The 24,386-nt window shown below is 45.2% G+C and carries 25 protein-coding genes, 1 rRNA gene and 2 other annotated features; all 26 genes read right to left on the bottom strand.

Annotated elements, in window-relative coordinates:
• Positions 1 to 11: 11 nt before the first annotated feature.
• Positions 12 to 3,593: a DNA-directed RNA polymerase subunit beta gene (gene rpoB, locus QMZ64_RS19475; RefSeq protein WP_301441524.1), complete on the bottom strand. Its 3,582-nt coding sequence runs from the start codon at positions 3,591 to 3,593 to the stop codon at positions 12 to 14.
• 250 nt (positions 3,594 to 3,843) lie between these two features.
• Positions 3,844 to 4,449 (bottom strand): class I SAM-dependent methyltransferase, encoded by a 606-nt coding sequence (locus QMZ64_RS19470; RefSeq protein ID WP_265625138.1) that lies wholly within the window; start codon positions 4,447 to 4,449, stop codon positions 3,844 to 3,846.
• Positions 4,450 to 4,588: 139 nt separating this feature from the next.
• Complete coding sequence (gene rplL / locus QMZ64_RS19465) at positions 4,589 to 4,960, bottom strand: 50S ribosomal protein L7/L12 (protein WP_003178305.1); 372 nt, start codon at positions 4,958 to 4,960, stop codon at positions 4,589 to 4,591.
• A 44-nt stretch (positions 4,961 to 5,004) separates the two neighbouring features.
• Positions 5,005 to 5,505, bottom strand: coding sequence for a 50S ribosomal protein L10 (rplJ, locus tag QMZ64_RS19460; protein WP_003178304.1), 501 nt, complete (start codon positions 5,503 to 5,505; stop codon positions 5,005 to 5,007).
• A gap of 69 nt (positions 5,506 to 5,574) precedes the next feature.
• Positions 5,575 to 5,716, bottom strand: a sequence feature (ribosomal protein L10 leader region).
• A gap of 50 nt (positions 5,717 to 5,766) precedes the next feature.
• On the bottom strand, positions 5,767 to 6,465 hold the full coding sequence (gene rplA, locus QMZ64_RS19455) for a 50S ribosomal protein L1 (protein ID WP_020449850.1): 699 nt from the start codon (positions 6,463 to 6,465) through the stop codon (positions 5,767 to 5,769).
• A gap of 101 nt (positions 6,466 to 6,566) precedes the next feature.
• Positions 6,567 to 6,992 carry a 50S ribosomal protein L11 gene (gene rplK, locus QMZ64_RS19450; RefSeq protein ID WP_003178300.1) on the bottom strand — a complete coding sequence of 142 codons (426 nt, stop codon included), beginning with the start codon at positions 6,990 to 6,992 and terminating at the stop codon, positions 6,567 to 6,569.
• A 169-nt stretch (positions 6,993 to 7,161) separates the two neighbouring features.
• Positions 7,162 to 7,695, bottom strand: coding sequence for a transcription termination/antitermination protein NusG (gene nusG / locus QMZ64_RS19445; RefSeq protein ID WP_003178298.1), 534 nt, complete (start codon positions 7,693 to 7,695; stop codon positions 7,162 to 7,164).
• Positions 7,696 to 7,884: 189 nt separating this feature from the next.
• Positions 7,885 to 8,064, bottom strand: coding sequence for a preprotein translocase subunit SecE (gene secE / locus QMZ64_RS19440; RefSeq protein ID WP_003178291.1), 180 nt, complete (start codon positions 8,062 to 8,064; stop codon positions 7,885 to 7,887).
• Between the two features lie 35 nt (positions 8,065 to 8,099).
• Complete coding sequence (gene rpmG, locus QMZ64_RS19435; RefSeq protein WP_003178289.1) at positions 8,100 to 8,249, bottom strand: 50S ribosomal protein L33; 150 nt, start codon at positions 8,247 to 8,249, stop codon at positions 8,100 to 8,102.
• A gap of 82 nt (positions 8,250 to 8,331) precedes the next feature.
• A complete protein-coding gene (gene sigH, locus QMZ64_RS19430; protein WP_003178288.1) occupies positions 8,332 to 9,003 on the bottom strand; it encodes an RNA polymerase sporulation sigma factor SigH in 672 nt (223 codons plus the stop codon).
• A 63-nt stretch (positions 9,004 to 9,066) separates the two neighbouring features.
• Positions 9,067 to 9,579 carry a ribosome-dependent mRNA decay endonuclease Rae1/YacP gene (gene rae1 / locus QMZ64_RS19425; RefSeq protein WP_165425831.1) on the bottom strand — a complete coding sequence of 171 codons (513 nt, stop codon included), beginning with the start codon at positions 9,577 to 9,579 and terminating at the stop codon, positions 9,067 to 9,069.
• 5 nt (positions 9,580 to 9,584) lie between these two features.
• Positions 9,585 to 10,334: a 23S rRNA (guanosine(2251)-2'-O)-methyltransferase RlmB gene (gene rlmB, locus QMZ64_RS19420; protein WP_165425830.1), complete on the bottom strand. Its 750-nt coding sequence runs from the start codon at positions 10,332 to 10,334 to the stop codon at positions 9,585 to 9,587.
• Positions 10,331 to 10,747 (bottom strand): Mini-ribonuclease 3, encoded by a 417-nt coding sequence (locus QMZ64_RS19415; protein WP_301441523.1) that lies wholly within the window; start codon positions 10,745 to 10,747, stop codon positions 10,331 to 10,333. Before QMZ64_RS19415 ends, rlmB begins: the two co-directional genes overlap by 4 nt.
• 2 nt (positions 10,748 to 10,749) lie before the next feature.
• Complete coding sequence (gene cysS, locus QMZ64_RS19410; protein WP_243944410.1) at positions 10,750 to 12,153, bottom strand: cysteine--tRNA ligase; 1,404 nt, start codon at positions 12,151 to 12,153, stop codon at positions 10,750 to 10,752.
• Positions 12,150 to 12,800 (bottom strand): serine O-acetyltransferase, encoded by a 651-nt coding sequence (gene cysE / locus QMZ64_RS19405; RefSeq protein WP_243944409.1) that lies wholly within the window; start codon positions 12,798 to 12,800, stop codon positions 12,150 to 12,152. Before cysE ends, cysS begins: the two co-directional genes overlap by 4 nt.
• Positions 12,801 to 12,870: 70 nt before the next feature.
• Positions 12,871 to 13,102: a binding site (T-box leader), on the bottom strand.
• The gene (gltX, locus tag QMZ64_RS19400; protein ID WP_265625139.1) at positions 13,103 to 14,560 is read right to left on the bottom strand and encodes a glutamate--tRNA ligase; all 1,458 of its coding nucleotides are present in this window, start codon (positions 14,558 to 14,560) and stop codon (positions 13,103 to 13,105) included. It lies immediately after the preceding feature.
• An 81-nt stretch (positions 14,561 to 14,641) separates the two neighbouring features.
• The gene (gene ispF / locus QMZ64_RS19395) at positions 14,642 to 15,118 is read right to left on the bottom strand and encodes a 2-C-methyl-D-erythritol 2,4-cyclodiphosphate synthase (RefSeq protein WP_075752562.1); all 477 of its coding nucleotides are present in this window, start codon (positions 15,116 to 15,118) and stop codon (positions 14,642 to 14,644) included.
• Positions 15,111 to 15,806 carry a 2-C-methyl-D-erythritol 4-phosphate cytidylyltransferase gene (ispD, locus tag QMZ64_RS19390; protein WP_265625140.1) on the bottom strand — a complete coding sequence of 232 codons (696 nt, stop codon included), beginning with the start codon at positions 15,804 to 15,806 and terminating at the stop codon, positions 15,111 to 15,113. The genes ispF and ispD overlap by 8 nt, the downstream gene beginning before the upstream one ends.
• 16 nt (positions 15,807 to 15,822) lie before the next feature.
• Complete coding sequence (locus tag QMZ64_RS19385) at positions 15,823 to 16,911, bottom strand: PIN/TRAM domain-containing protein (protein WP_009330350.1); 1,089 nt, start codon at positions 16,909 to 16,911, stop codon at positions 15,823 to 15,825.
• Positions 16,912 to 17,042: 131 nt separating this feature from the next.
• Positions 17,043 to 18,119: a DNA integrity scanning diadenylate cyclase DisA gene (gene disA, locus QMZ64_RS19380; RefSeq protein WP_020449840.1), complete on the bottom strand. Its 1,077-nt coding sequence runs from the start codon at positions 18,117 to 18,119 to the stop codon at positions 17,043 to 17,045.
• 3 nt (positions 18,120 to 18,122) lie between these two features.
• Complete coding sequence (gene radA, locus QMZ64_RS19375; protein ID WP_152849931.1) at positions 18,123 to 19,502, bottom strand: DNA repair protein RadA; 1,380 nt, start codon at positions 19,500 to 19,502, stop codon at positions 18,123 to 18,125.
• 79 nt (positions 19,503 to 19,581) lie between these two features.
• Positions 19,582 to 22,014, bottom strand: coding sequence for an ATP-dependent protease ATP-binding subunit ClpC (clpC, locus tag QMZ64_RS19370; RefSeq protein ID WP_075752568.1), 2,433 nt, complete (start codon positions 22,012 to 22,014; stop codon positions 19,582 to 19,584).
• On the bottom strand, positions 22,011 to 23,102 hold the full coding sequence (mcsB, locus tag QMZ64_RS19365) for a protein-arginine kinase McsB (protein ID WP_023855926.1): 1,092 nt from the start codon (positions 23,100 to 23,102) through the stop codon (positions 22,011 to 22,013). Before mcsB ends, clpC begins: the two co-directional genes overlap by 4 nt.
• On the bottom strand, positions 23,102 to 23,656 hold the full coding sequence (mcsA, locus tag QMZ64_RS19360; protein ID WP_243944401.1) for a protein-arginine kinase activator protein McsA: 555 nt from the start codon (positions 23,654 to 23,656) through the stop codon (positions 23,102 to 23,104). Before mcsA ends, mcsB begins: the two co-directional genes overlap by 1 nt.
• A 14-nt stretch (positions 23,657 to 23,670) precedes the next feature.
• A complete protein-coding gene (locus QMZ64_RS19355; protein WP_075752574.1) occupies positions 23,671 to 24,135 on the bottom strand; it encodes a CtsR family transcriptional regulator in 465 nt (154 codons plus the stop codon).
• A 174-nt stretch (positions 24,136 to 24,309) separates the two neighbouring features.
• Positions 24,310 to 24,386, bottom strand: a 5S ribosomal RNA gene (gene rrf / locus QMZ64_RS23360); the annotation flags it as partial.

Here is a 24,386-nt window from a genome sequence, read left to right as displayed (position 1 = left end):
ATAAAATTCGTTTATTCTTTAGTGACGACATCGCGTTCTGCGTCAGCAGAAACGAATTCTTCGGACTCTTCATCATTCGGCAGAGAGAGCCCTTCGTTTTGTTTCGCGTCTTCGTCGTCTTCCAAGTCTCTCATTTCGATTTCTTCTTCGTCGCTTGATAGGATTTTGACGTCCATACCTAAGCTTTGAAGCTCTTTGATCAATACTTTGAACGATTCCGGAACACCAGGTTCTGGAACATTGTCGCCTTTTACGATGGCTTCGTATGTTTTCACACGGCCTACGACATCATCCGATTTAACAGTCAGGATTTCTTGAAGTGTATATGCTGCACCGTAAGCTTCAAGCGCCCAAACCTCCATCTCTCCAAAACGCTGTCCACCGAACTGCGCTTTACCTCCGAGAGGCTGCTGGGTAACGAGTGAGTAAGGACCTGTAGAACGCGCGTGCAATTTGTCGTCAACCATGTGAGCCAATTTGATCATGTACATGATACCGACAGACACCCGGTTGTCAAACGGCTCCCCAGTTCGGCCGTCGTAAAGGACTGTCTTTGCGTCCCTTGACATGCCGGCTTCTTCAAGCGTTTCCCACACATCTTCTTCGCGGGCACCGTCAAATACCGGCGACGCGACATGCAGGCCGAGACGGCGTGCAGCCATACCAAGGTGCAGCTCCAACACCTGCCCGATGTTCATACGCGATGGTACGCCCAGCGGGTTTAACATGATGTCAATCGGTGTTCCGTCAGGCAGATACGGCATATCTTCCTCCGGAAGGATTTTCGAAATAACACCTTTGTTACCGTGGCGTCCGGCCATTTTGTCCCCTTCAGAAATTTTACGCTTCTGAACGATGTAAACGCGGACGAGCTGGTTAACGCCCGGAGGCAGTTCGTCTCCGTCTTCGCGGTTGAACACTTTTACATCAAGGATGATACCGCCGCCTCCGTGAGGTACACGCAGCGACGTATCGCGGACTTCACGCGCTTTTTCGCCGAAGATGGCGTGAAGCAGGCGCTCTTCTGCTGTAAGCTCTGTAACACCTTTAGGCGTTACTTTACCAACAAGAAGATCTCCGTCTTTTACTTCAGCACCGACACGGATAATTCCGCGTTCATCGAGGTTGCGAAGAGCGTCTTCACCGACGTTTGGAATATCGCGTGTGATTTCTTCAGGTCCGAGTTTTGTATCCCGGGCCTCTGATTCGTATTCCTCAATATGAATAGACGTGTATACGTCGTCTTTTACAAGGCGTTCGCTCATGATGATGGCATCCTCATAGTTGTAGCCATCCCATGTCATAAAGCCGACCATGACGTTGCGTCCAAGGGCAAGCTCACCTTTTTCCATAGACGGACCGTCAGCTAAAATTTCACCTTTTACAACCTCATCACCGACGCTTACGATCGGACGCTGGTTGTAGCAAGTTCCCTGGTTGGAACGAACAAACTTCAGCAGGCTGTATTTATCAAGGTTTCCTTTGACTTTCTGGCCGTCGACTTCTTCATAGCGGCGCACCCAGATGTTTTTCGCTTCCACCCGTTCAACGATTCCAGGATGACGGCAAATAACAGCGGCACCGGAGTCTTTTGCAGATACATACTCCATTCCGGTTCCGACGATCGGAGATTCAGGCTGCATAAGAGGTACAGCCTGCCGTTGCATGTTCGCTCCCATCAGGGCGCGGTTTGAGTCATCGTTTTCCAAGAAAGGAATACATGCAGTCGCGGCAGAGACAACCTGTTTAGGCGAAACGTCCATATAGTCGACGCGGTCTTTCGGAACAACGGTGTTCTCCCCTCTGAAACGGGCGACGATGCTGTCATCCACAAAAGATCCGTCATCATTCAGACGTGCGTTAGCCTGGGCAACGACATAGTTGTCTTCTTCATCTGCTGTCAAGTAATCGATTCTCGGCGTTACTTTTCCAGTCTCAGGGTCAACGCGGCGATACGGTGTTTCGATGAAGCCGAAACGGTTCACTTTCGCGAATGAAGAAAGCGAGTTGATCAAACCGATGTTTGGACCCTCAGGAGTTTCAATCGGACACATCCGGCCGTAGTGGGAATAGTGAACGTCACGGACTTCCATTCCGGCACGCTCACGGGTCAAACCGCCCGGTCCGAGCGCTGACAGACGGCGCTTATGCGTCAGCTCAGCAAGCGGATTCGTCTGATCCATAAACTGAGAAAGCTGCGAGCTTCCGAAAAACTCTTTGATTGATGCGATGACAGGGCGAATATTGATCAGCTGCTGTGGCGTGATCGTGTTTGTATCTTGAATAGACATTCTTTCACGAACAACACGCTCCATTCTGCTTAAACCGATACGGAATTGGTTTTGCAGAAGCTCTCCCACTGAACGGAGACGGCGGTTTCCTAAATGGTCGATATCGTCGGTATCGCCCACTCCGTGAAGCAGGTTAAAGAAATAGCTGATGGAAGAGATAATATCAGAAGGTGTAATATTTTTAACGCCTTCTTCAATATAAGCATTTCCAATCACATTGATCGTCTGCTCCCCTTCTTGATCTGTAGGGGCATAAATTTTAATAGACTGAAGCGTCACTTCATCTTCGACAACTCCGCCGTTCGGATACAGCTTTTTAAAACCGATTCCGTTTTCAAGGTACGGCAGGACTTTGTCAAGCGTTCTTCTGTCTAAAATCGCGCCTTTTTCGGCAAGAATTTCGCCTGTTTCAGGATCGATCAGCGTTTCAGCAAGCCGCTGATTAAACAGTCTGTTTTTGATGTGAAGCTTTTTATTAATTTTATAACGTCCTACACTTGCAAGGTCATATCTTTTCGGATCAAAGAACCTTGAATCAAGCAGGCTTTTTGCGTTTTCTACTGTAGGCGGCTCTCCTGGACGAAGACGCTCGTAGATTTCAAGAAGCGCTTTATCGGTGTTTTCCGTATTATCTTTATCAAGCGTATTGCGTAAATACTCGTTTTCACCGACGAGATCAATGATCTCTTGGTCAGATCCGAAGCCAAGAGCACGCAAAAGAACCGTAACCGGCAACTTACGTGTGCGATCGATGCGTACATAAACAACATCTTTCGCATCAGTCTCGTATTCTAACCATGCGCCACGGCTTGGAATGACAGTCGCGGTAAAACCTTTCTTACCGTTTTTGTCTACTTTACCACTAAAATATACACTTGGAGAACGAACGAGCTGAGATACAATGACCCGTTCCGCACCGTTGATAATAAAGGTTCCAGTGTCTGTCATAATAGGGAAATCACCCATGAAGACATCCTGATCCTTTACTTCACCGGTCTCTTTGTTGATTAAGCGGACTTTAACACGCAGCGGAGCTGAGTAGGTCACGTCGCGCTCTTTTGATTCTTCTACCGGATACTTAGGCTCGCCCAAGCTGTAGTCGATAAATTCCAGAGAGAGGTTACCAGTGAAATCCTCAATTGGCGATATGTCTTGAAACATCTCTCTAAGACCCTCATCAAGAAACCACTGATAAGAAGAGGTTTGAATTTCAATGAGATTTGGTAATTCTAACACTTCGCTAATGCGTGCATAGCTTCTGCGCTGGCGGTGTCGTCCATACTGAACTAGTTGACCTGTCAACTGATTCACCCCTCAAATCATGCGTAATATATGTGTAACAAGCATTTCTTCCGCAAATATGTAAGAAATACTTTTACAAGACAAAAGAAAAAAGGGTTTCTAATTTAGAAAACCACATCCAAAAACAAAATACCGATTTTATTAGTGTTCCCAAAAATGTATATTTTATACAAACCTAGGCGTTTCTTAAAAACAGCAGCAAAATATATACATTGGCATTTTATAATATTAACATAGCTGAAAATCCGAGTCAAACTTTTTTTGCTTTGATGATATAGTACCCTTTCTTTTTGTGAACGACTTCAACGTCCTCAAAAAGTTCTTTTAATTTTTCAATGGCAGAAGGCCCGCCTTGTTTTTTCTGAATGACGACCCACAACTCTCCTGAAGGCCGCAAATGTTCAGCGCTTTTTTCAAAGATGGCGTGCACAGTTTTTTTCCCGGCGCGTATAGGGGGATTAGTAATAATAGAAGCGAATTTTTTTGCAGGTTCGACGTTGGCAAACAGATCACTCTGATAGATCTTTGTGTTGTCGATCTGATTATTTAACGCGTTTTCCTTCGAAAGTTCGACAGCTCTTTCATTAACATCGATCATGTGAACCATTCGATCTTCGAAATCCGCCGCAAGCGAAAGACCAATCGGGCCATAGCCGCAGCCTACATCCAAAAAATCACCTTCTGTATCCGGTTCCCGGAAAGCTTCAATCAGCAGTCTTGAGCCAAAGTCCACTTCTCTTTTTGAAAAAACTCCGCTGTCGCTGATAAAAGTAAACGCCCGGTTTCTCAAGCGAAATGCCCACGTTGATCTGCTGCTTTTTGCTGAAGGTTTTTCCGAATAATAATGGTCAGTCATCACAGAACCTCCTCAGGTGGTGAACTCTCCAGATATCTTGAAACAAGATGGCGTATCTTATGCGGAAGGGACTACAATTAATTAGCAAAGAAAAAGCCCGCTTTTAAAAGCGAGCTTTCCCCTAAAGATTAGGTGAAGATTACTTAACTTCTACAGAAGCGCCAACTTCTTCAAGTTTAGCTTTAAGCTCTTCAGCTTCTTCTTTCGCAATACCTTCTTTAAGAGGTTTTGGAGTGTTGTCAACAAGTTCTTTAGCTTCTTTCAAGCCAAGACCAGTGATTTCACGAACAACTTTGATAACTTTGATTTTTTGATCTCCTGCACCAGCAAGAACAAGATCAAATTCAGTTTTTTCTTCAGCAGCACCGCCTGCAGCAGCTCCGCCAGCTACAGCTACAGGAGCAGCAGCAGTTACGCCAAATTCTTCTTCGATTGCTTTTACTAAGTCGTTCAGTTCAAGTACAGTTGCTTCTTTAACGGAAGCAATGATTTCTTCGATATTTAAAGCCATTTGTAATTCCTCCATTTTGTTTTATTTTTTAGATACTGATGCTATTAAGCGCCTTGTTCTTCCTTTTGTTCTGCAACAGCTTTAGTTGCAAGAGCAAGGTTGCGAACTGGAGCTTGAAGTACGCTAAGCAACATAGAAAGCAAGCCTTCGCGAGATGGAAGTTCAGCAAGAGCTTTCACTTCTTCAACTGTAGACACTTTGCCTTCGATTACGCCCGCTTTGATTTCAAGAGCTTCGTGCTTTTTAGCAAACTCGTTAAGAACTTTAGCTGGAGCGACAACATCTTCAGTGCTGAATGCAATCGCATTCGGTCCTGTTAAGAAATCGTTCAAACCATCAAGTTCAGCTTGTTCAACCGCACGGCGAGTCATCGTGTTTTTGTACACTTTGAACTCAACGTTAGCTTCGCGAAGCTGTTTACGAAGTTCTGTTACTTCAGCTACGTTAAGGCCGCGATAGTCAACGATGATCGTTGATTTACTTTCTTTCAGTTTAGAAGTAATTTCTTCAACAACAACTTTTTTTGTTTCAATTGCGCTGCTCATGGTTACACCTCCTGTAAGATTCATCTGTGTAACACTTATACCGTTCGGTGATCACGTTCTTTAACGACATGTTCCATATAAAAAGCCTCCATTCGACATGGAGGCTGTATATACAAGCATACGTAACGCTAGAGCTGTGATATATATACACCTCGGTAGGAGATTAAGCCTTATCGGCACCTACTGTCTACGGTATAAATGGACATATTTTATTTTTACAACGTTTTGAATTATATCAGAACGTCTTATCAAAAGTCAATATTATTTTACGTTGAAAGTTGAAGGGTCCACTTTGATTCCAGGTCCCATTGTAGATGTAACAGAAACGTTTTTCACGTATACACCTTTAGCAGCAGCAGGTTTCGCTTTCAAAATTGTGTCGTACATTGTCGCGAAGTTTTCTACAAGCTTGCCTTCTTCGAATGACACTTTTCCGATTGGAACGTGGATGTTTCCTGCTTTATCAACGCGGTATTCAACTTTACCCGCTTTGATTTCGTTGACTGCCTTTTCAACTTCGAAAGTAACCGTTCCTGTTTTAGGGTTTGGCATAAGACCTTTTGGTCCAAGCACGCGTCCGATTTTACCGACTTCACCCATCATGTCAGGAGTCGCAACGATTACATCAAAATCAAACCAGCCTTGCTGAATTTTGTTGATGTAATCAGAATCGCCTACGTAGTCTGCACCAGCAGCTTCTGCTTCTTTCGCTTTTTCGCCCTTAGCGAAAACAAGAACGCGCTGAGTTTTGCCTGTTCCGTTTGGAAGTACAACTGCACCGCGGATTTGCTGGTCGTTTTTACGAGGGTCAACACCTAAACGGAATGCCGCTTCAACAGTGGCATCGAATTTAGCTGTGTTTGTTTTTTTCACAAGCTCAATCGCTTCGTTTACGTCGTAAGCTTTTGTACGCTCTACAAGCTTGGCAGCTTCGACGTATTTTTTACCTTTTTTAGCCATTTTAAAATTTCCTCCTTAGTGGTTTTAGCGGAATAACCTCCCACGAATAAGGGTTGCGAACTTGTCTGATCCAAACTCGCAACCCAGCAAAGAGACAAAAATTAGTCTTCGATCACAATACCCATACTGCGGGCAGTTCCTTCAACCATACGCATAGCCGCTTCAACATCTGCCGCATTTAAGTCAGGCATTTTTGTTTCGGCGATTTCACGTACTTTATCGCGTTTAACGGTTGCGACTTTATTACGGTTAGGCTCACCAGAACCTGACTCAATTCCAGCCGCTTTTTTAAGCAATACAGCAGCAGGCGGAGTTTTTGTGATAAATGTAAATGAACGGTCTTCGTAAACCGAAATTTCTACAGGAATGATCAGACCAGCTTGGTCAGATGTACGAGCGTTAAACTCCTTACAGAATCCCATGATGTTAACACCGGCTTGACCCAATGCAGGACCAACTGGCGGAGCTGGATTCGCTTTTCCAGCAGGAATTTGCAATTTTACAACTTTAACTACTTTTTTAGCCACGAGACACACCTCCTTAAGTCCGTGATGTGGTAATAGGGTGAACCCTCCCACTCAAGGTCTCATTCTTTATATGAATGATGAAAATATCAAGCTAGCTGCCTTGACGTTTTTGCCAAGACGCACCTTTGTATATTATCACTTTTATATAGTGATTTCAAGCGCTTTTCCATTACAATTTGTCAACTTGAGTAAATTCGAGCTCAACCGGGGTCTCTCTTCCGAACATATTAACAAATACTTTGACTTTATTTTTGTCATGGTCGATCTCTTCAATCGTCCCTGTGAAATCAGCAAACGGGCCATCGATCACCTTGACTGTTTCTTTCAATTCAAAGTCGATTTCTGTTTTTCTTTCTTCAAGCCCCATCCGCTTCAGGATTTTTTCCGCTTCACCCGGAAGCAGCGCAGTCGGCTTTGAACCTGATCCGGCTGAACCGACAAACCCGGTCACGCCCGGCGTATTTCGAACAACATACCAGGAATCATCCGTCATGACTAGTTCGACAAGTACATACCCAGGGAATACTTTCTTTTTAACGACTTTTTTCTTGCCGTTTTTAATATCTGTTTCTTCCTCTTCAGGTACAACGACGCGGAATATCTTATCCTGCATCCCCATCGATTCCACCCGTTTTTCCAAGTTCGCCTTTACTTTATTTTCATAGCCGGAGTACGTATGAACCACATACCATTTCTTTTCCATTCTCATTCAGGACCCTTTCAGTCCTTCCCTCCCCACACCTTAAAAGTTTTTGGCCGTACCTTTTGGTCGTACCGGGAAACTGACACTTTCTTTTATACGAGCCTCATATTTTGAAACAATGAAAAAACCCGTTAAACGGGTTTTTTGGCAAGTCATATTTAGATCTATTATAACACGTTATGCTGATCATTATTCAACTATTAAACGAATTAATTGCGTAATACCCGAATCGATGAGTGCAAAAAAGATGGCGAAAAAGATAACGGTGGTGATAACAGTGATCGTATAGCGCGTTAGTTCTTTTCCTTTAGGCCAGGTGACCTTTTTCATTTCTTTTCCGACATTCTTTAAAAATTTGATAATACCCATGGTAAGAAACCTCCACAACCTAAAAACAAAAACGCCTATTTTGTTTCCAGATGTACTGTATGTGAATTGCAGTTATTGCAGTATTTCTTTACTTCGAGCCGTTCAGCCAAAGCTGCGGAGCTTTTCATTGTCGTATAATTACGATTTCCGCAATTTTTGCAGGCTAACGTTACTTTTTTCTTCATGTTTACACCTTTTTCTGGACGATCATTTCCTAAGTAACATATCACAGTCATAAAATGACTGTCAATATGCCATAAGCATTGGCTACAAGCTGATTTCGCGGAGCTCCAGGTACTTTTCAAGCTTTCTTTTGACGCGCTGGAGCGCATTATCGATCGATTTTACATGGCGGTTTAGTTCTTCGGATATTTCCTGATAGGATCTTCCGTCGAGATAGAGCGCAAGAACTTTTCTTTCTAAATCACTAAGCAATTCTCCCATTTTCAGCTCGATATCATCGAATTCTTCCTGATTGATGATCAGCTCTTCAGGATTCATGACCTTTGCTCCGGAAATCACGTCGAGAAGCGTCCGGTCTGATTCCTCGTCATAAATGGGCTTGTCCAGCGACACATAAGAATTGAGCGGAATATGTTTCTGGCGAGTAGCTGTTTTGATAGCGGTAATAATTTGGCGGGTAATGCATAATTCTGCAAAAGCTTTGAATGAAGTCAGCTTGTCCTCTCTAAAATCACGGATAGATTTGTAGAGTCCAATCATGCCTTCCTGAACGATATCTTCCCGATCAGCCCCGATTAAGAAGTAGGATCTTGCTTTTGCCCTTACAAAATTACGGTACTTTGTAATCAAGTAATCTAACGCATCACTGTCTCCGACATGAACCATTTCAATGACCTGCTCGTCTTCCAACTGGCAAAAACGTTCTTTGCTGAACTGTTCTTTGCTGAATTTTCCCTGGTTGTTTTGTAAGTTCACTCCGATCCCCCCGACCGCACGTAGATAGAAATATTATACAGTAATGGACAAAAAAGCGTCAACCTAATCCAAGTCGCCACGCCGCCATTTTTCGAAGATCTTCAAGACGTCTTCTGACAATGGAATTTTCCCCGCGGGACGTTCTGAGGTGATTTGTTTCACCCTTTTTTCGATTTGCCTTTCGATCGCTTCGACTTCCCTGAGCAGCTCCCTGGCTGATTTGCGCAGGGCCCCTTGGCCGAAAATCGCCCATTGCTCTGTGTAGTCGGATGTGGCAACATGGAGTTGCGTCTGAATATTATCCAAGTCTGACACCAGTTTCTCGATCCGTTCATCAGCCGTTTCATTTTCCCTTGTGAATATCACTTCTACGCGATGATTGACCTTCTTTTTCTCGATTCCTTTAACGAGATGCGCATCAAAGACAACGATTACCCGAAACCCAGTATACGATTGATATTCCGCCATCTTCTGTATCAACAGATCCCTTGCTTCTTCAAAACTGTTTTCTTTTAAATCTTTCAACTGAGGCCATGCCCCAATCATGTTATAACCGTCGACCAACAGGATGTCCATTCCGTCTATTCTCCCAGAGGGCTTCGTTTCCGGTACACTTCATACATCAGGAGACCAGCTGCGACTGAGGCGTTCAGGGACGTGACTTTTCCCGCCATCGGCAGGCGGATGAGAAAATCACATTTCTCTTTAACAAGCCTTCCCATGCCTTTTCCTTCGCTGCCGATGACAAGCGCAAGCGGCATATTTCCATCGAGCGACCTGTAGTCCTGTTGTCCAGACGCATCGGTACCGACTACCCAAATGCCCCGTTGCTTCATTTCTTCCAGGGTTCGCGACAGGTTGGTCACTTTGACGACCGGAATATGTTCGATGGCTCCTGTCGAGGCTTTGGCGACAGTCGTCGTAAGGCCGACCGCACGCCTCTTCGGAATGATGATGCCATGAGCCCCTACCGCATCTGCGGTGCGCATAATAGAGCCCAGATTGTGCGGATCCTCAATTTCGTCTAAAACGAGGATAAACGGCTGTTCATTTTGGTCTTCGGCCTTTTGATACAGATCATCCAGCTCGGCATACTCGTAAGCCGCGACCTGAGCGACGACGCCCTGATGCTGTCCGGAAACCATTTGATCGAGTTTTTTTCTTGGGACATAATGAATCGTGATGCCTTTTTTGGCGGCGAGTTCAACGACTTGCTGAGCCTGTCCCTTCACTGTGTTTTCCGCCATCCACAGCTTATACAATTCCCGGCCGGACTTTAATGTTTCGATGACCGCGTTTTTTCCTATGACGTAATCATGCTGCTGACTCATTTGACTTCCTCCCTGCCATCCCGTTTTTCCAGCGCTGCTTTGATGAGTTCATTAAGCCTATCTTCCCTGTTCTCAAGAAAAAGATACCCGATAACCGCCTCAAAAGCCGTACTGTAACGATATGTTTGAACATCCGTATTTTTCGGTACCGTTCCGGATTTGGCATTCCGTCCTCTTCTCAGCACAGCTTGTTCTTCCTCGGTGAAAAATTCCTGCTCCTCAAGCGCAAACAGCATGCTTGCCTGCGACTTGGCGGAGACATAGCGCCTCGACTGCCTGTGCAGATCATTGGGCCTTGTCATGCCTTGCTTTAAGAGGTGATGCCTGACGTATATCTCCAATACGGCATCACCCATGTAAGCAAGCGCCAAACCATTCAGCTGTTTGGCGTCTTTAATGGATTCCAAATTCATGTTTACGATTCTCCTCTTTTCCAGCGCGTACCCTGTGGAGTGTCCTCCAGGATAATGTTCATGCTTTTCAGCTGGTCGCGAATCTGGTCAGATGTTGCAAAGTCACGGTTTCTGCGGGCTTCATTCCGCTTCTCGATCAGTTCTTCAATGTCCTTATCCAAAAGTTCCTGTTCCTTGAGGGAGAAGCCGAGCACTGAGCAGATCTCGTCAAACAGCTGCAGAAACGCCTGAATGACATGTTCTGAAGTATTCTTTTCCTGCAGATAGTAGTTGGCGTGTTTGGCCAGATCAAACAGGACGGAAATTGCATTCGCTGTATTGAAATCATCATCCATTGCCGTTTCGAAGGCTTTTCGCTGCTCTTCGATTTTTCCAAGCCATTCTGAATCGCCCTCTGTTAAATTTGTACTGCTTTTCAGGCGATGCTGCAAATTGCTATAAGCCGTTTTTAGACGCCCAAAAGCGTTTTTTGTGTTCTCGAGAAGTTCGACCGAATAGTTGATCGGATGTCTGTAATGAACAGACAACATGAAAAACCGCAGCACTTGGGGATCATGCTCTTTAATAATGTCATGCACAAGCACAAAGTTGCCGAGCGATTTTGACATTTTCTCATTATCGATATTAATGTAGCCGTTATGAAGCCAATATTTCGCGAAAGGCTTCCCTGTCAATGCTTCCGATTGGGCAATTTCGTTTTCGTGATGCGGGAAGGTCAAATCCTGGCCGCCGGCATGAATATCGATCGAATCGCCCAAATATTTTTTCGCCATCGCAGAGCACTCGATATGCCAGCCGGGACGGCCTTTTCCCCAAGGGCTATCCCAGGAGATTTCGTTATCTTTCGCCGCTTTCCATAATGCGAAATCGAGCGCATCTTCTTTTTTCTCGCCCACTTGAATCCGGGCGCCTGATCTCAGCTCATCGACCGATTGATGCGACAGCTTTCCATAGCCTTCAAACGATCTTGTTTTATAATAAACATCCCCGTCTGCCTCATAAGCATAGCCCTTATTAATCAGCGTCTGAATAAAATCGATGATTTCATCCATGTTTTCAGTGACGCGCGGATGGCAGTCCGCTTTTGTGCAGCCCAGTGAACCGACATCTTCGAAGTATGCCTTAATAAAGCGTTCGGCGATGACAGGCACTTCCTCTCCAAGCTCATTTGCCGCTTTAATTAATTTGTCATCGACATCTGTAAAATTGGAGACGTATTGGACGTCATAGCCTTTGTACTCCAAATACTTTCTGACCGTGTCATAGACGATCGCCGGCCTTGCATTTCCGATGTGGATGTAGTTATATACAGTCGGCCCGCACACATACATTTTGACCTTGCCTTCTTCAAGAGGCACAAACGGCTCTTTTTTTCGTGTGAGAGTATTATACAGTGTTAGTGTCACAGCTCATCTTCCCTTTCTTTTCTCCGGAGCTCTTGTTTCAGCTGCCTGATTTCGTTTTCCAATTCTCTGAAGCGGTCAGCCACCGGATCCGGCAAGTCCTGGTGGTTCAAGTCGCGTCTGATTTTCTTTCCGTTTTGAACGACGACGCGGCCCGGGATGCCGACAACTGTGGAGCATTCAGGCACATCATGCAGGACGACGGAGCCGGCGCCGATTTTCGCGCCTCTTCCGATTGTAATGGATCCAAGCACTTTTGCCCCTGTTGAGATCAGGGCATGATCCTCGATTGTCGGATGCCTTTTGCCTTTTTCTTTCCCAGTTCCCCCAAGCGTCACGCCCTGAAAAACCGTGACATTGTTTCCGATCTCACAGGTTTCGCCGATCACAACCCCCATGCCGTGATCGATGAAAAACCTCCTGCCGATCTTGGCGCCCGGGTGAATTTCGATTCCTGTAAAGAAGCGGGCGATTTGAGAGATCATTCTGGCGATGAAAAACCTTTTTCTTTTATATAAAGCATGTGCAATTCGATGCGCCCATATAGCATGCAAACCTGAATAAGTTAAGATGACTTCAATGTAGCTTCTCGCAGCTGGATCTTGATCAAATACGACGTCTACATCTTCTTTCAGCATTTTAAAGAACACATGATTCCCCCCGTTCCCCGCTTCCTTTGTCTCTATTGTCAAACCATATAAAAAAACGCCTCTGTCTAATGACAGAGACGCTTTTTGACGCGCGGTTCCACTCTGTTTAGAAAACAGCACAGCTGTTTTCTCAACTCTCATCCATAACGGCGGATACCGCCTTTGAATACTTGTTATAAAAACGTTCTTCAAAGGTCTCAAGAGGTGCATTTCTAAAGCCCGGCGCTTAAGTCTTTTCCAGCCGATGAAGACTCTCTCTTTAAAGGCCCTGGCTTTATACTTATCCCTGTCAACGATTTATCTTATTGAATAATGTTATTCAGCCGTTTTAAAACGGTGTCTTTCCCCAATAATTCAATGGACTGAGGCAGTTCAGGACCGTGGGTCTGCCCTGTCGTCGCTACGCGGATCGGCATAAACAGCTTTTTCCCTTTATGTCCTGTTTCTTTTTGAACGGCTTTGATGGATGCCTTGATCTCATCTGCCGTAAACGAGTCAAGCTGCTCAAGCTTTTCGGCAAATACGCGAAGCACTTCCGGAACCTGCTCTTCTTCTAAAACTGTTCTTGCTTCACGATTATACTGGATATCGTCTTTAAAGAACAACTCTGTTAACTCGACGATTTCAGCGCCGTAGCTCAACTGTTCCTGATATAGAGAAATCAGCTTGCGAACCCATTCCTGTTCGCTGCCTGTCAGCTCTTCTGAAACCTTGCCCGCTTTTTGCAAATGCGGAACGGTCAATTCGATCACCTGATCAAGATCAAGTTTTTTCACATACTGGTTGTTGACCCATTTCAGTTTATGCGTATCAAACACCGCTGGTGATTTTGACAAACGGTGTACATCAAATATCTCAATAAACTGATCTTTTGTAAACAGTTCTTCTTCTCCGACCGGCGACCAGCCGAGAAGAGTGATGAAGTTAAACAATGCTTCAGGCAAATAGCCGAGCTCTTCGTACTGTTCGATAAACTGAATGATGGACTCATCCCGTTTGCTCAGTTTTTTGCGATTTTCATTGACGATTAATGTCATATGTCCAAATTCCGGGATTTCCCAGCCGAGGGCGTTGTAAATCATGATCTGCTTCGGCGTATTGGAAATGTGGTCTTCGCCGCGCAGGACATGCGTCATTTTCATTAAATAGTCATCGACAGCTACGGCAAAGTTGTAAGTAGGCGTTCCGTCTTTCTTCACGATAACGAAGTCGCCGATGCCGTCTGTTTCAAAAGAAATTTCTCCTTTGACGATGTCATTGAAGCTGATGACTTCTCCTTGAGGAACTTTAAAGCGGATGCTCGGCTGTCTTCCTTCAGCTTCGAGCTTTTCCTGCTCTTCTTTATTTAAATTGCGGCACTTGCCTGAATAACGCGGCATTTCTCCGCGGGCAGCCTGTTCTTCGCGCTCTTTCTCAAGCTCTTCTTCCGTGCAGTAACATTTGTAGGCAAGCCCTTTTTCAAGAAGCTCCTCGTAATATGTTTTGTAAATGTCGTTTCTTTCAGATTGGCGGTATGGTCCGTATTCTCCGCCGACATCCACGCTTTCATCCCAGTCGATGCCCAGCCATTTTAAATAGTTCAGCTGGCTTTGCTCTCCGCCTTCAATGTTACGCTTCCGGTCCGTATCTTCAATGCGGATGATGAATTTTCCGCCTTGGCTCCGGGCAAACAAATAATTAAAGAGAGCGGTTCTGGCATTTCCGATATGTAAATGGCCTGTTGGGCTCGGCGCATAACGAACCCGAACTTCGTTTCCCATCTGTCTAACTTCCTTTCGTCTCTAGCAGAGTTCAAATTTATTTCCTATTCTATCATCAAATGAACCTGTCTTCAAAATGAATTATGCCTTTTGGAGCAGAACGGAAGCCTGGGCGGCAATTCCTTCGGCTCTTCCCGTAAATCCGAGCTTTTCGGTTGTGGTCGCTTTTACGTTAATTTGGGACATTTCCGCCTCAAGCCCTTCGGCAATTCTGGCTCTCATGTCTTCGATATACGGCGCCATTTTAGGCTTTTGGGCGATGATTGTACAATCCAGATTCCCGAGCGTATAGCCTTTTTCCTTCACAATCATCCAGACGTGACGAAGGAGTTTGAAAGAGTCGGCATCTTTGAACTCAGGGTCGGTATCCGGAAAGTGTTTTCCGATATCGCCCTCGCCGACGGCGCCGAGACATGCATCCGCAATCGTGTGCAAAAGCACATCGGCATCCGAATGTCCGAGCAGGCCTTTTTCGTAAGGAATCGTAATTCCCCCGATAATGAGCGGCCTGCCTTCCACTAGTTGATGGACGTCAAATCCTTGGCCTATTCTAAACATGTTCATTCCTCTTTTCCGCTTCTAATATCGCTTCTGCGACAAGCAAGTCATCCGGGGTCGTCAGCTTGATGTTTTGATAATCCCCTTGAATGATTGCAACCGCACCTCCGGCTTCCTCGACCAGACTGGCGTCGTCCGTACCGAGGAAACCTTTTGCTTCAGCCTCAAGGTGAGCATTCATCAGAATAGAAAGACGAAAAGCTTGTGGGGTTTGAGCGGCCCACAAGCTTGAACGTTCAATCGTTCCGGCTACTTCACCGTCTTGAACGCGTTTGATCGTGTCTTTAACAGGAACGGCAACGATAGCAGCCCCTGTTTCCTTCGCTTTCTCGACAAGCTGTTCGATATATTTCCGTTTAATAAAGGGTCTTGCTCCGTCATGGACGAGGACCGTTTCCTCTTTGCCGGCGGCTTTAATGCCCGCAAATACGCTTTGCTGGCGTTCTCTTCCGCCCGGCACCATCTCGATCGGAGTTGTAAAATGATAGGTTTTTAAAAGGGTTTTGAATTCATCGAATTCCTGTTCATTGATGACAAGAATGATCCTTTTGCAGGCATCATGGTTTTCAAACACCTTTAATGTATGAATAATCACAGGTATTCCTTTCGCCTCGATAAACAGTTTGTTTTTCCCGGCATTCATTCGTTTACCTTGTCCGGCGGCAGGAATGACGACTTCGTAATTCATTTTATTTCTCCCTTTTTCAAAGCGCCTTTTCCAGCAGTTTCGGCTTGGCGAATATCATTCTGCCTGCCGCTGTCTGCAGCACGCTGGTCACGAGCACGTCGATATGTTTGCCGATATAATTTCGCCCTTCTTCCACGACAATCATCGTGCCGTCGTCCAGATAAGCCACGCCCTGATTATGTTCTTTCCCGTCTTTGATGACCTGCACCTTCATTTCTTCTCCCGGAAGCACGACAGGTTTGACGGCGTTGGCAAGGTCGTTGATGTTCAATACGGCAACCTTTTGGAGCTCGCATACTTTGTTCAAATTGAAATCGTTTGTGACGACAACGCCTGAGGTCAATTTCGCCAGTTTGACAAGCTTGCTGTCGACCTCTTGAATATCTTCAAAATCGCCTTCATAAATTTCAACTTTGATATCGAGCTCTTTCTGGATCCGATTTAAAATATCCAGTCCTCTCCGTCCTCTGTTTCGTTTGAGGACGTCTGAAGAGTCGGCGATATGCTGCAGCTCCTCAAGCACAAACTGAGGAATCACAATGACGCCTTCAAGAAATCCGGTCTGACAAATATCAGCAATTCTCCCATCTATAATAACACTTGTGTCTAAAATTTTCAGCTTTTTGTCTTCTTCAGGACGCTCTTCCTCAGCAGAACCTTTTTTCTTTCTCGATGTGAAAAGTGTCAGCATTTCATCCTTTTTCTTGAAACCTACACGGAATCCGAGATAGCCGAGAAATGCGGCCAACACAATCGGAATGACCGTGCTGATCAACTGATAAGGGATGTCTTTTAACGGAATGACGTTGACGATAAGATAAGCGAGCATAAGTCCGAAGATTAATCCCAAAGAGCCGAACAATAAATCTGAGACAGGTGCTTTGATCAAGGAATCCTCAATTTGTTTCACCCAGTTGATGACATGATCCGCACACCAGATGCCCAGAAGAAAAAAGATGATAGCTCCTAAACAAGCGGACGCATACGGGTTTGTTACTAAAGGTATGTCCTGTACATTTAACAGCACAAACAATTCCGGTATGAGAAAAATACCGATAACGCCTCCCAAAATCGCAAAGAACGCTTGAACTATTCGTTTCAACATACCTTCACCTCCTTTAAAATAATCGTTTTAATTTTTATGAATGCAGCTGTTTCAACCGGAAAAAGGGAAAACAAAAAGTAAGAATAATATACCCATAAATTGCAAATTTTAATCACTTTTAGAAATTTTTCTCACAGCTGCCTGTCAGTATAATGTTTCTCCTGAAGTCTCTTTAATCCTTTCTTTATCTTTTGGGCACGAACAGCCCCAATTCCTTCCACTTCATCCAATTCTTTTACATCCGCTTCGATAATGAGCTTTAAATGGCCGAATGCTTCGACAACATTTTCGACGATCGGCATCGGGAGACGGGGGATTTTATGAAGGAGCCTGTAGCCTCTCGGGAAAACGTATTCCTCCATATTCGTAGTTGCTGAATAGCCTAAAAGCTTAAGGAGAATCGAGTCATCCAGCAATTCGAAACTCGACATATCCTGAAGCTGCTTCAACAGGACAAACGGGTCTTTGATTTTTTCTTTCACATAATCTTTAACGAACAGCGCCGCTTCCTGCTCCATATCGGTGATCAGTTCGCTAACCTGGAGCCTGATGAGATGGCCTTCTGTTCCAAGTTCTTTAATATACATATTAATTTCATTTTTGATTCTGAGCACCATTTCATATCGATGCAGTACAGAGATGACATCCCCAAATGTCACAAGCTCTTCAAACTCCAGCGCATTCAAATTGGAAATCGCATGGTCCAAAATGAGTTTGTATTTTTCGAGTGTCTGAATCGCCTGATTGGCTTTTGTTAAGATAAAGCCGATATCTTTGAGTATATATTTCATATTTTCCTGATAGAGCGTAATCACATTCCGCCTTTCAGAAATTGCAATGATCAGACAGCCGGTCTGCTTGGCCACACGCTCGGCCGTTCTGTGCCTCATGCCCGTCTCAGAAGATGGTATCGTCGCCTCAGGCATGAGCTGCGTATTGGCATATAAAATTTTCTGCCCTGAATCGCTGAGAATAATCGCCCCGTCCATTTTAGCCAGCTCGTACAGATGAGCCGGAGAGAAAGAAGAATTAATGTGGAACCCTCCATCAACCACTTCTTTCACTTTATCATTGAAGCCGACTACGATTAATCCGCCTGTTTTGGCGCGAAGGACGTTTTCGATTCCCTCGCGAAGAGGTGTGCCGGGGGCGACAAACTGCAATATTTCTGAAAGATCCTGTTTCGCTCCTTTTTTGTCTTTTTCCATATATTATGATCCTCCTAATGAAGCTCGAAGGGCCTCAGCTACATTTTCAACGCCGACGACTTCAATTCCTTTCGGCTTTGTCCATCCTTCCACATTTGCAGAAGGAATAATCATTCTTTTAAAACCAAGCTTCGCCGCTTCCTGCACCCTCTGTTCTATCCTTGATACTCTGCGGACTTCCCCTGTCAAGCCGACTTCTCCGATAAAACAATCCGTCGGATGAGGCGGGGTGTCTCTGAAGCTTGAGGCGATGCTCACCGCAACGGCGAGGTCGATCGCCGGCTCGTCCAGCTTGACGCCGCCGGCGACTTTTAAATAGGCGTCTTGATTTTGCAGCAGCAGCCCAACCCTTTTTTCTAAAACCGCCATCAGCAATGAGACGCGGTTATGATCAATTCCGGTTGCCATCCTGCGCGGATTTCCAAAACTCGTGGGGGAAATCAGCGCCTGAATCTCTACTAAGACCGGCCTCGTGCCTTCCATTGAAGCCACGACACTCGAGCCGGCTGCTCCCGCCGAGCGCTCTTCGAGAAAGATTTCCGACGGATTCAGCACTTCTGTCAGGCCCTCTTCCCTCATTTCAAAGATTCCCATTTCATTCGTTGATCCAAACCGGTTTTTGACGGCTCTTAAAATCCGAAATGTATGATGCCGCTCGCCTTCAAAGTAAAGGACGGTGTCGACCATATGTTCCAGAAGTCTCGGTCCGGCAATCGAACCTTCTTTTGTGACATGCCCGACGATAAATATCGGAATCCCTTTTGTTTTTGCAATTCTCATCAGCTCAGCGGTGCATTCCCTGACCTGTGACACGCTGCCCGGAGCTGATGTGATATCACTTTGGTAAACGGTTTGAATCGAATCAACCACCACGAATGACGGATTCATCTCTTCTATAGAAGACGTAATATACTCCATATCGGTTTCAGATAAAACGTGAAGAGTGGGACTGTTGATGCCTAGACGGTCTGCTCTCAGCTTTGTCTGCTTGACCGATTCTTCACCTGAGATGTACAGGACATTTTCTTTTGAATCAGCGAGCTGGGCAGATACTTGAAGCAGCAAGGTTGATTTCCCGATGCCGGGATCGCCTCCGATTAAAACGAGTGAACCTTTGACGATACCGTTTCCCAAGACGCGGTTGAATTCGCCCAGTTTCGTTTTAATTCGCGGCTCTTCTGTTGTTTTGATTGAAGTGAGAGGTGAAGGCTTTTGCACCGTTTGAACGGAATGTGAAAAAGCGGTTCTTCTGTTGGCGGCGGGTTTTTTTATCGTTTCTTCCACCATGGTATTCCATGTGCCGCATCCGGGGCACTTCCCCATCCACTTGGCGGATTCGTAACCGCATGAGTGACAAATGAATTTAGTCTTTGTTTTAGCCATTGATTTTTCAAAACGCTCCCTTTATAAGAAAGTGAGGCATACTGATGAACATCGTATGCCTCTTTCTTTTGTCTCTATATTAGTTCGTTTTAGCTTCGGTTTTTACGACAAATTCTCCGTCTTCTACATCCAAAACAATATGCTGGCCTTTTTCAATATGGCCTTTCAGGAGCTCTTCAGACAGCCGGTCCTCCACGTGTTTTTGGATTGCTCTTCTGAGAGGGCGCGCCCCGTATTCGAGATCCACGCCTTCATCGGCAATTTTTTCTTTAGCCGCTTCAGTCAGCTCAATTGATAGATCCTGTTCTTTCAGACGCTTAGTTAATTGTTCTGACATGAGGGATACAATATCTTTCAAATGTTTTTTCTCCAAAGAGTGGAAGACGATAATCTCGTCGATCCGGTTGATAAATTCAGGTCTGAAGGCGCGTTTTAATTCGCCCATGACTTTGTCTTTCATATCTTTATAATTCTGGGTTTCATCCTGCACATTAAACCCGACGTATTTATTTCTTCTCAGTTCGCTCGCACCGACGTTTGATGTCATGATCAAAATCGTATTTCTAAAGTCGACCGTGCGCCCTTTTGAATCAGTCAGGCGGCCGTCTTCAAGCACTTGCAGCAAAATATTGAAGACATCAGGGTGCGCTTTTTCGATTTCGTCAAGCAAGACGACGGAATACGGTTTTCTTCTCACTTTCTCAGTAAGCTGTCCGCCTTCATCATAGCCGACATATCCCGGAGGGGAACCGACGAGTCTTGATGTTGAATGTTTTTCCATGTACTCGGACATATCGATGCGAATCATGGCTTCTTCATCGCCGAAAATGGACTCGGCAAGCGCACGGGCAAGCTCCGTTTTTCCTACGCCTGTAGGGCCGAGGAAAATAAACGAACCGATAGGACGTTTTGGATCTTTTAAGCCGGCACGCGCTCGTCTGACTGCTTTGGCAACCGCAACGACAGCCTCATCTTGGCCGATAACGCGGGAATGAAGAATGCTCTCCATGTTCAGTAATTTGTCTGTTTCAGTCTGCGCAATTTTCGAAACCGGCACTCCGGTCCAGCTTGAAACAACCATTGCAATATCGTCGACTGTCACTTCGGAATTTTCTTGTCCCTGCTTTTCTTTCCAGGTTTTCTTGGTTTCTTCGACCTGTTCACGCAGGCGCTGCTCCGTATCCCGTAATGACGCTGCTTTTTCGAATTCCTGGCTTTGAACAGCGGCATCTTTTTCTTTCCTTACCTCATCAAGCTTTTGTTCAAGCTCTTTTAAGTTAGGAGGCGTTGTAAATGAACGCAGGCGAACCTTTGAACCGGCTTCATCGATTAAGTCGATCGCCTTGTCAGGCAGAAAACGGTCCGAAATATACCGGTCTGACAGCTTCACAGCCGCTTCGATCGCTTCATCCGTAATCGATACGCGGTGGTGGGCTTCATAGCGGTCTCTGAGACCTCTCAATATTTGAATGCTCTCTTCAGGAGACGGCTGGTCAACCTGAATCGGCTGAAAACGCCGTTCGAGTGCTGCATCTTTTTCAATGTATTTGCGGTATTCATCAAGGGTTGTCGCTCCGATGCATTGCAGCTCTCCGCGCGCCAGTGAAGGTTTAAGGATATTGGAGGCATCGATGGCCCCTTCCGCTCCCCCGGCTCCGATGAGAGTATGCAGCTCATCGATAAAGAGGATGATATTTCCCGCTTGACGAATTTCGTCCATCACTTTTTTCAGACGGTCTTCAAATTCACCGCGGTATTTCGTACCGGCGACAACCGTTCCCATATCAAGCGTCATGACGCGCTTGTCGCGGAGAATCTCCGGTACTTCGTTATTGATGATCTGTTGAGCCAGGCCTTCGGCAATTGCTGTCTTACCGACACCGGGCTCCCCGATTAACACAGGGTTGTTTTTCGTTCTGCGGCTCAGCACTTCAATTACGCGCTGAATTTCTTTGCTTCTGCCGATTACGGGGTCAAGGCTGTCTTCTTTTGCAATCGCCGTGAGATCCCTGGCAAGACTGTCTAAGGTTGGTGTGTTGGCATTGCTGTTGGCGCCTGAAGCAGCGCCACCGCTCTCATTGCTGCCCAACAGCTGCAATACTTGCTGTCTCGCCTTGTTTAAGCTGACGCCTAAATTATTCAGCACCCTTGCCGCAACACCTTCCCCTTCTCGGATCAAGCCGAGGAGGATGTGTTCAGTTCCAACGTAAGAGTGACCAAGCTTTCTTGCTTCATCCATCGCCAGTTCAGTCACTTTTTTGGCTCTCGGTGTGTAATGGATCGATTGTGACATCTCTTGTCCGCGGCCGATGAGGCTTTCAACTTCTTTTTGAATTTTGTCAGGGCTGAGTCCTAATGCCTGCAGCGCCTTTGCAGCAATTCCTTCTCCCTCGCGGACAAGGCCGAGGAGAATATGTTCTGTTCCAATGTTATTATGGCCCAGACGCAGAGCTTCTTCTTGAGCAAGCGCCAATACTTTTTGTGCTCTTTCTGTGAATCTTCCAAACATCATATTGTTTCATCCTCCTGTCTATTGCCGTTGTTTTCTAATTTCAGGCGTTCCCTGATAAGAGCAGCCCGCCTGATGTCCCTCTCGTTTGGCCTTAAGACTCCTCCCGAATATTGCTGGAGAAATCCAGGCTGCGTGAGGATCATCAGCTCATTAAGTATATTGCTGGAAAGACCTTTTATTATCCCCAGGTCAATTCCAAGACGAACGTCTGAAAGACATCTTGCTGTTTCTTTCGATTCGATCATCCGGCAATTGGACAGTACGCCGTAAGATCTGTAGACGCGGTCTTCAAGCTCGATTTGCGAAGTCTGATAAAGCGCCTTTCTTGCTGAACGTTCTTGTTCGATCAACTGAGCAACGACGCTGTTCAGATCTTCGACAATGTCGTGTTCCGATTTACCGAGGGTAATTTGGTTGGAAATTTGAAAGATATTCCCTAATGCTTCGCTGCCTTCACCGTAAATTCCTCTAACAACAAGCCCCAATTGATTAATTGCCGGAATAATTCTGTTTATTTGCCTAGTTAACACTAAAGCAGGAAGGTGCATCATGACAGAAGCTCTAAGCCCGGTTCCGACATTTGTAGGACAGCTGGTCAAGTAGCCTCTTTGTTCTGAAAAAGCATAGTCAATCCGTTCTTCAATCCAATCGTCCACCTGATTTGCTGCTTTCAATGCTTCTGAAAGCTGAAATCCCGGGAACAGACATTGAATGCGAATATGATCTTCCTCATTCAGCATAATACTCACTTCTTCATTTTCAGAAAGAAGGCATGCGCCAAAGGAAGCTTCCGTCAAATGCGGACTGATCAGATGTTTTTCTACAAGAACCCTTTTTTCCAAAGGCTGCACCTGATCCATTTTCACAAGCTCAAATTTCCCGATACCGGGCACTTCATAGCCTGTGAATTGTTCTTCAAACAATGTAATAATCGCTGAAGCCTCTTCGTTTGAAAAAAGCGTTGGAAAACGAACTTTATCCAAATTGCGAGCAAGACGGATCCGGCTGCTAAGCACGATGTCACTTTCAGGGCCTTCCTGCCGCATCCAATTGCTTAAAGCATTCTGAATAAAATGCTGCAGTGACATCAGTCCTCCTCCTCCTTGTCTGCATTCAGGTTTTGTTCAAGCGACCTGATCTGGTCTCTAATGTTGGCTGCTTTTTCAAATTCCTCCTGCTGAATTAATTCTTTCAGCTCTTTTTTCAACGCTTCAATTTGTCTTCTGACATGCAGGTTACCGCCGATCCGCTTTGGTATTTTACCGGCATGGACCGTGTTCCCGCTGTGAACTTTCCTTAAAACCGGAGTAATATAGGAATGGAAGGTTTTATAACATTCCGAACATCCAAATCGGCCTGTTTTTCGAAATTCCGGGAACGTCATATTGCATTTTTTGCATCTCAGAACCTGATCCGGCTGTTGAAAAAGCTGAGCCTCGCTGCTGTTAGTAAAAGACGAGTCAAAATTCAGCAGTCCGGATAACAAATTATGGATGGAAAATCCGCCGCTCTCATTCATAGAATATGACTCACTGTTTTCTTTCGCACATTGTTCACAGATATGCATTTCTTTTTTTTCGCCATTAATGACTTTCGTAAAGTGAAAAGTTGCTGGTCTTTCTTTACACTCTTGACATATCACGCTTCTCACCCGCTTTACTTAAATTTAAGTGACGTAAGCATGGCTTTCATCATTCTTGCTCTTAATTCGTCTCGTTCAGGCAAATCAATATATAATACAGAACGATCCATGACACTGACCATCAATTTTGCTTCACTTTTTGTAATGACACCATTTTCTAACAGCCTTAAAATGATATCGTCCGAAGCAGCTTGGGAGAGCCTTGTATAGATTTGATTCATAATGTTATCAATCAAATCAATTTTATCGTTCATTTTAATTTTAATAATTCGAATATAACCGCCGCCGCCTCTTTTGCTTTCGACGATGTATCCGCGCTCACTCGTAAAACGCGTATTGATCACGTAATTGATCTGAGAAGGAACACACTGAAATTTATCGGCTATTTCGCTCCGTTTAATCTCTAATATTTCTTTCCCGTTCTGTTCTAATATTTGTTTCAAATACTGTTCGATTATGTCAGAAATATTTTTCCCCACTCAGCCCCCTCCTTCACTTGACTTTGACTATATTTGACTTTAACTTTACTATAAGTGGTTTTCGTTTTTTTTTCAACTAATTGCTCTTCGTCCTTTATTATTTCCACTTTTGGCTATCATAAAACCTTAAGGAATAGAAAAAAGATCAGCTTATATAAGCTGATCTTCTTAAGCGCTTGGCGGCGTCCTACTCTCACAGGGGGAAGCCCCCAACTACCATCGGCGCTGAAGAGCTTAACTTCCGTGTTCGG

The organism is Bacillus sp. LB7, from assembly GCF_030449715.1.
Lineage (GTDB): Bacteria > Bacillota > Bacilli > Bacillales > Bacillaceae > Bacillus > Bacillus paralicheniformis.
Note: the sequence above shows the minus strand (reverse complement) of the source record. Positions and strands in the feature narration are given on the sequence as shown.

Excerpts from the sequence above, each read along its gene's own strand:
- QMZ64_RS19470 (WP_265625138.1), bottom strand. The coding sequence starts at position 4,449 with ATGACTGACCATTATTATTCGGAAAAACCTTCAGCAAAAAGCAGCAGA.
- rplL (WP_003178305.1), bottom strand. The coding sequence starts at position 4,960 with ATGGCTTTAAATATCGAAGAAATCATTGCTTCCGTTAAAGAAGCAACT.
- rplJ (WP_003178304.1), bottom strand. The coding sequence starts at position 5,505 with ATGAGCAGCGCAATTGAAACAAAAAAAGTTGTTGTTGAAGAAATTACT.
- rplA (WP_020449850.1), bottom strand. The coding sequence starts at position 6,465 with ATGGCTAAAAAAGGTAAAAAATACGTCGAAGCTGCCAAGCTTGTAGAG.
- nusG (WP_003178298.1), bottom strand. The coding sequence starts at position 7,695 with ATGGAAAAGAAATGGTATGTGGTTCATACGTACTCCGGCTATGAAAAT.
- secE (WP_003178291.1), bottom strand. The coding sequence starts at position 8,064 with ATGGGTATTATCAAATTTTTAAAGAATGTCGGAAAAGAAATGAAAAAG.
- rpmG (WP_003178289.1), bottom strand. The coding sequence starts at position 8,249 with ATGAAGAAAAAAGTAACGTTAGCCTGCAAAAATTGCGGAAATCGTAAT.
- rae1 (WP_165425831.1), bottom strand. The coding sequence starts at position 9,579 with ATGGACATCCTGTTGGTCGACGGTTATAACATGATTGGGGCATGGCCT.
- rlmB (WP_165425830.1), bottom strand. The coding sequence starts at position 10,334 with ATGAGTCAGCAGCATGATTACGTCATAGGAAAAAACGCGGTCATCGAA.
- QMZ64_RS19415 (WP_301441523.1), bottom strand. The coding sequence starts at position 10,747 with ATGAATTTGGAATCCATTAAAGACGCCAAACAGCTGAATGGTTTGGCG.
- gltX (WP_265625139.1), bottom strand. The coding sequence starts at position 14,560 with ATGGGAAACGAAGTTCGGGTTCGTTATGCGCCGAGCCCAACAGGCCAT.
- ispF (WP_075752562.1), bottom strand. The coding sequence starts at position 15,118 with ATGTTTAGAATAGGCCAAGGATTTGACGTCCATCAACTAGTGGAAGGC.
- ispD (WP_265625140.1), bottom strand. The coding sequence starts at position 15,806 with ATGAATTACGAAGTCGTCATTCCTGCCGCCGGACAAGGTAAACGAATG.
- QMZ64_RS19385 (WP_009330350.1), bottom strand. The coding sequence starts at position 16,911 with ATGTTGAAACGAATAGTTCAAGCGTTCTTTGCGATTTTGGGAGGCGTT.
- disA (WP_020449840.1), bottom strand. The coding sequence starts at position 18,119 with ATGGAAAAAGACAAAAAAGGAGCGAAACAGGATCTTTCAGAAATATTG.
- radA (WP_152849931.1), bottom strand. The coding sequence starts at position 19,502 with ATGGCTAAAACAAAGACTAAATTCATTTGTCACTCATGCGGTTACGAA.
- clpC (WP_075752568.1), bottom strand. The coding sequence starts at position 22,014 with ATGATGTTTGGAAGATTCACAGAAAGAGCACAAAAAGTATTGGCGCTT.
- mcsB (WP_023855926.1), bottom strand. The coding sequence starts at position 23,102 with ATGTCACTGCAGCATTTTATTCAGAATGCTTTAAGCAATTGGATGCGG.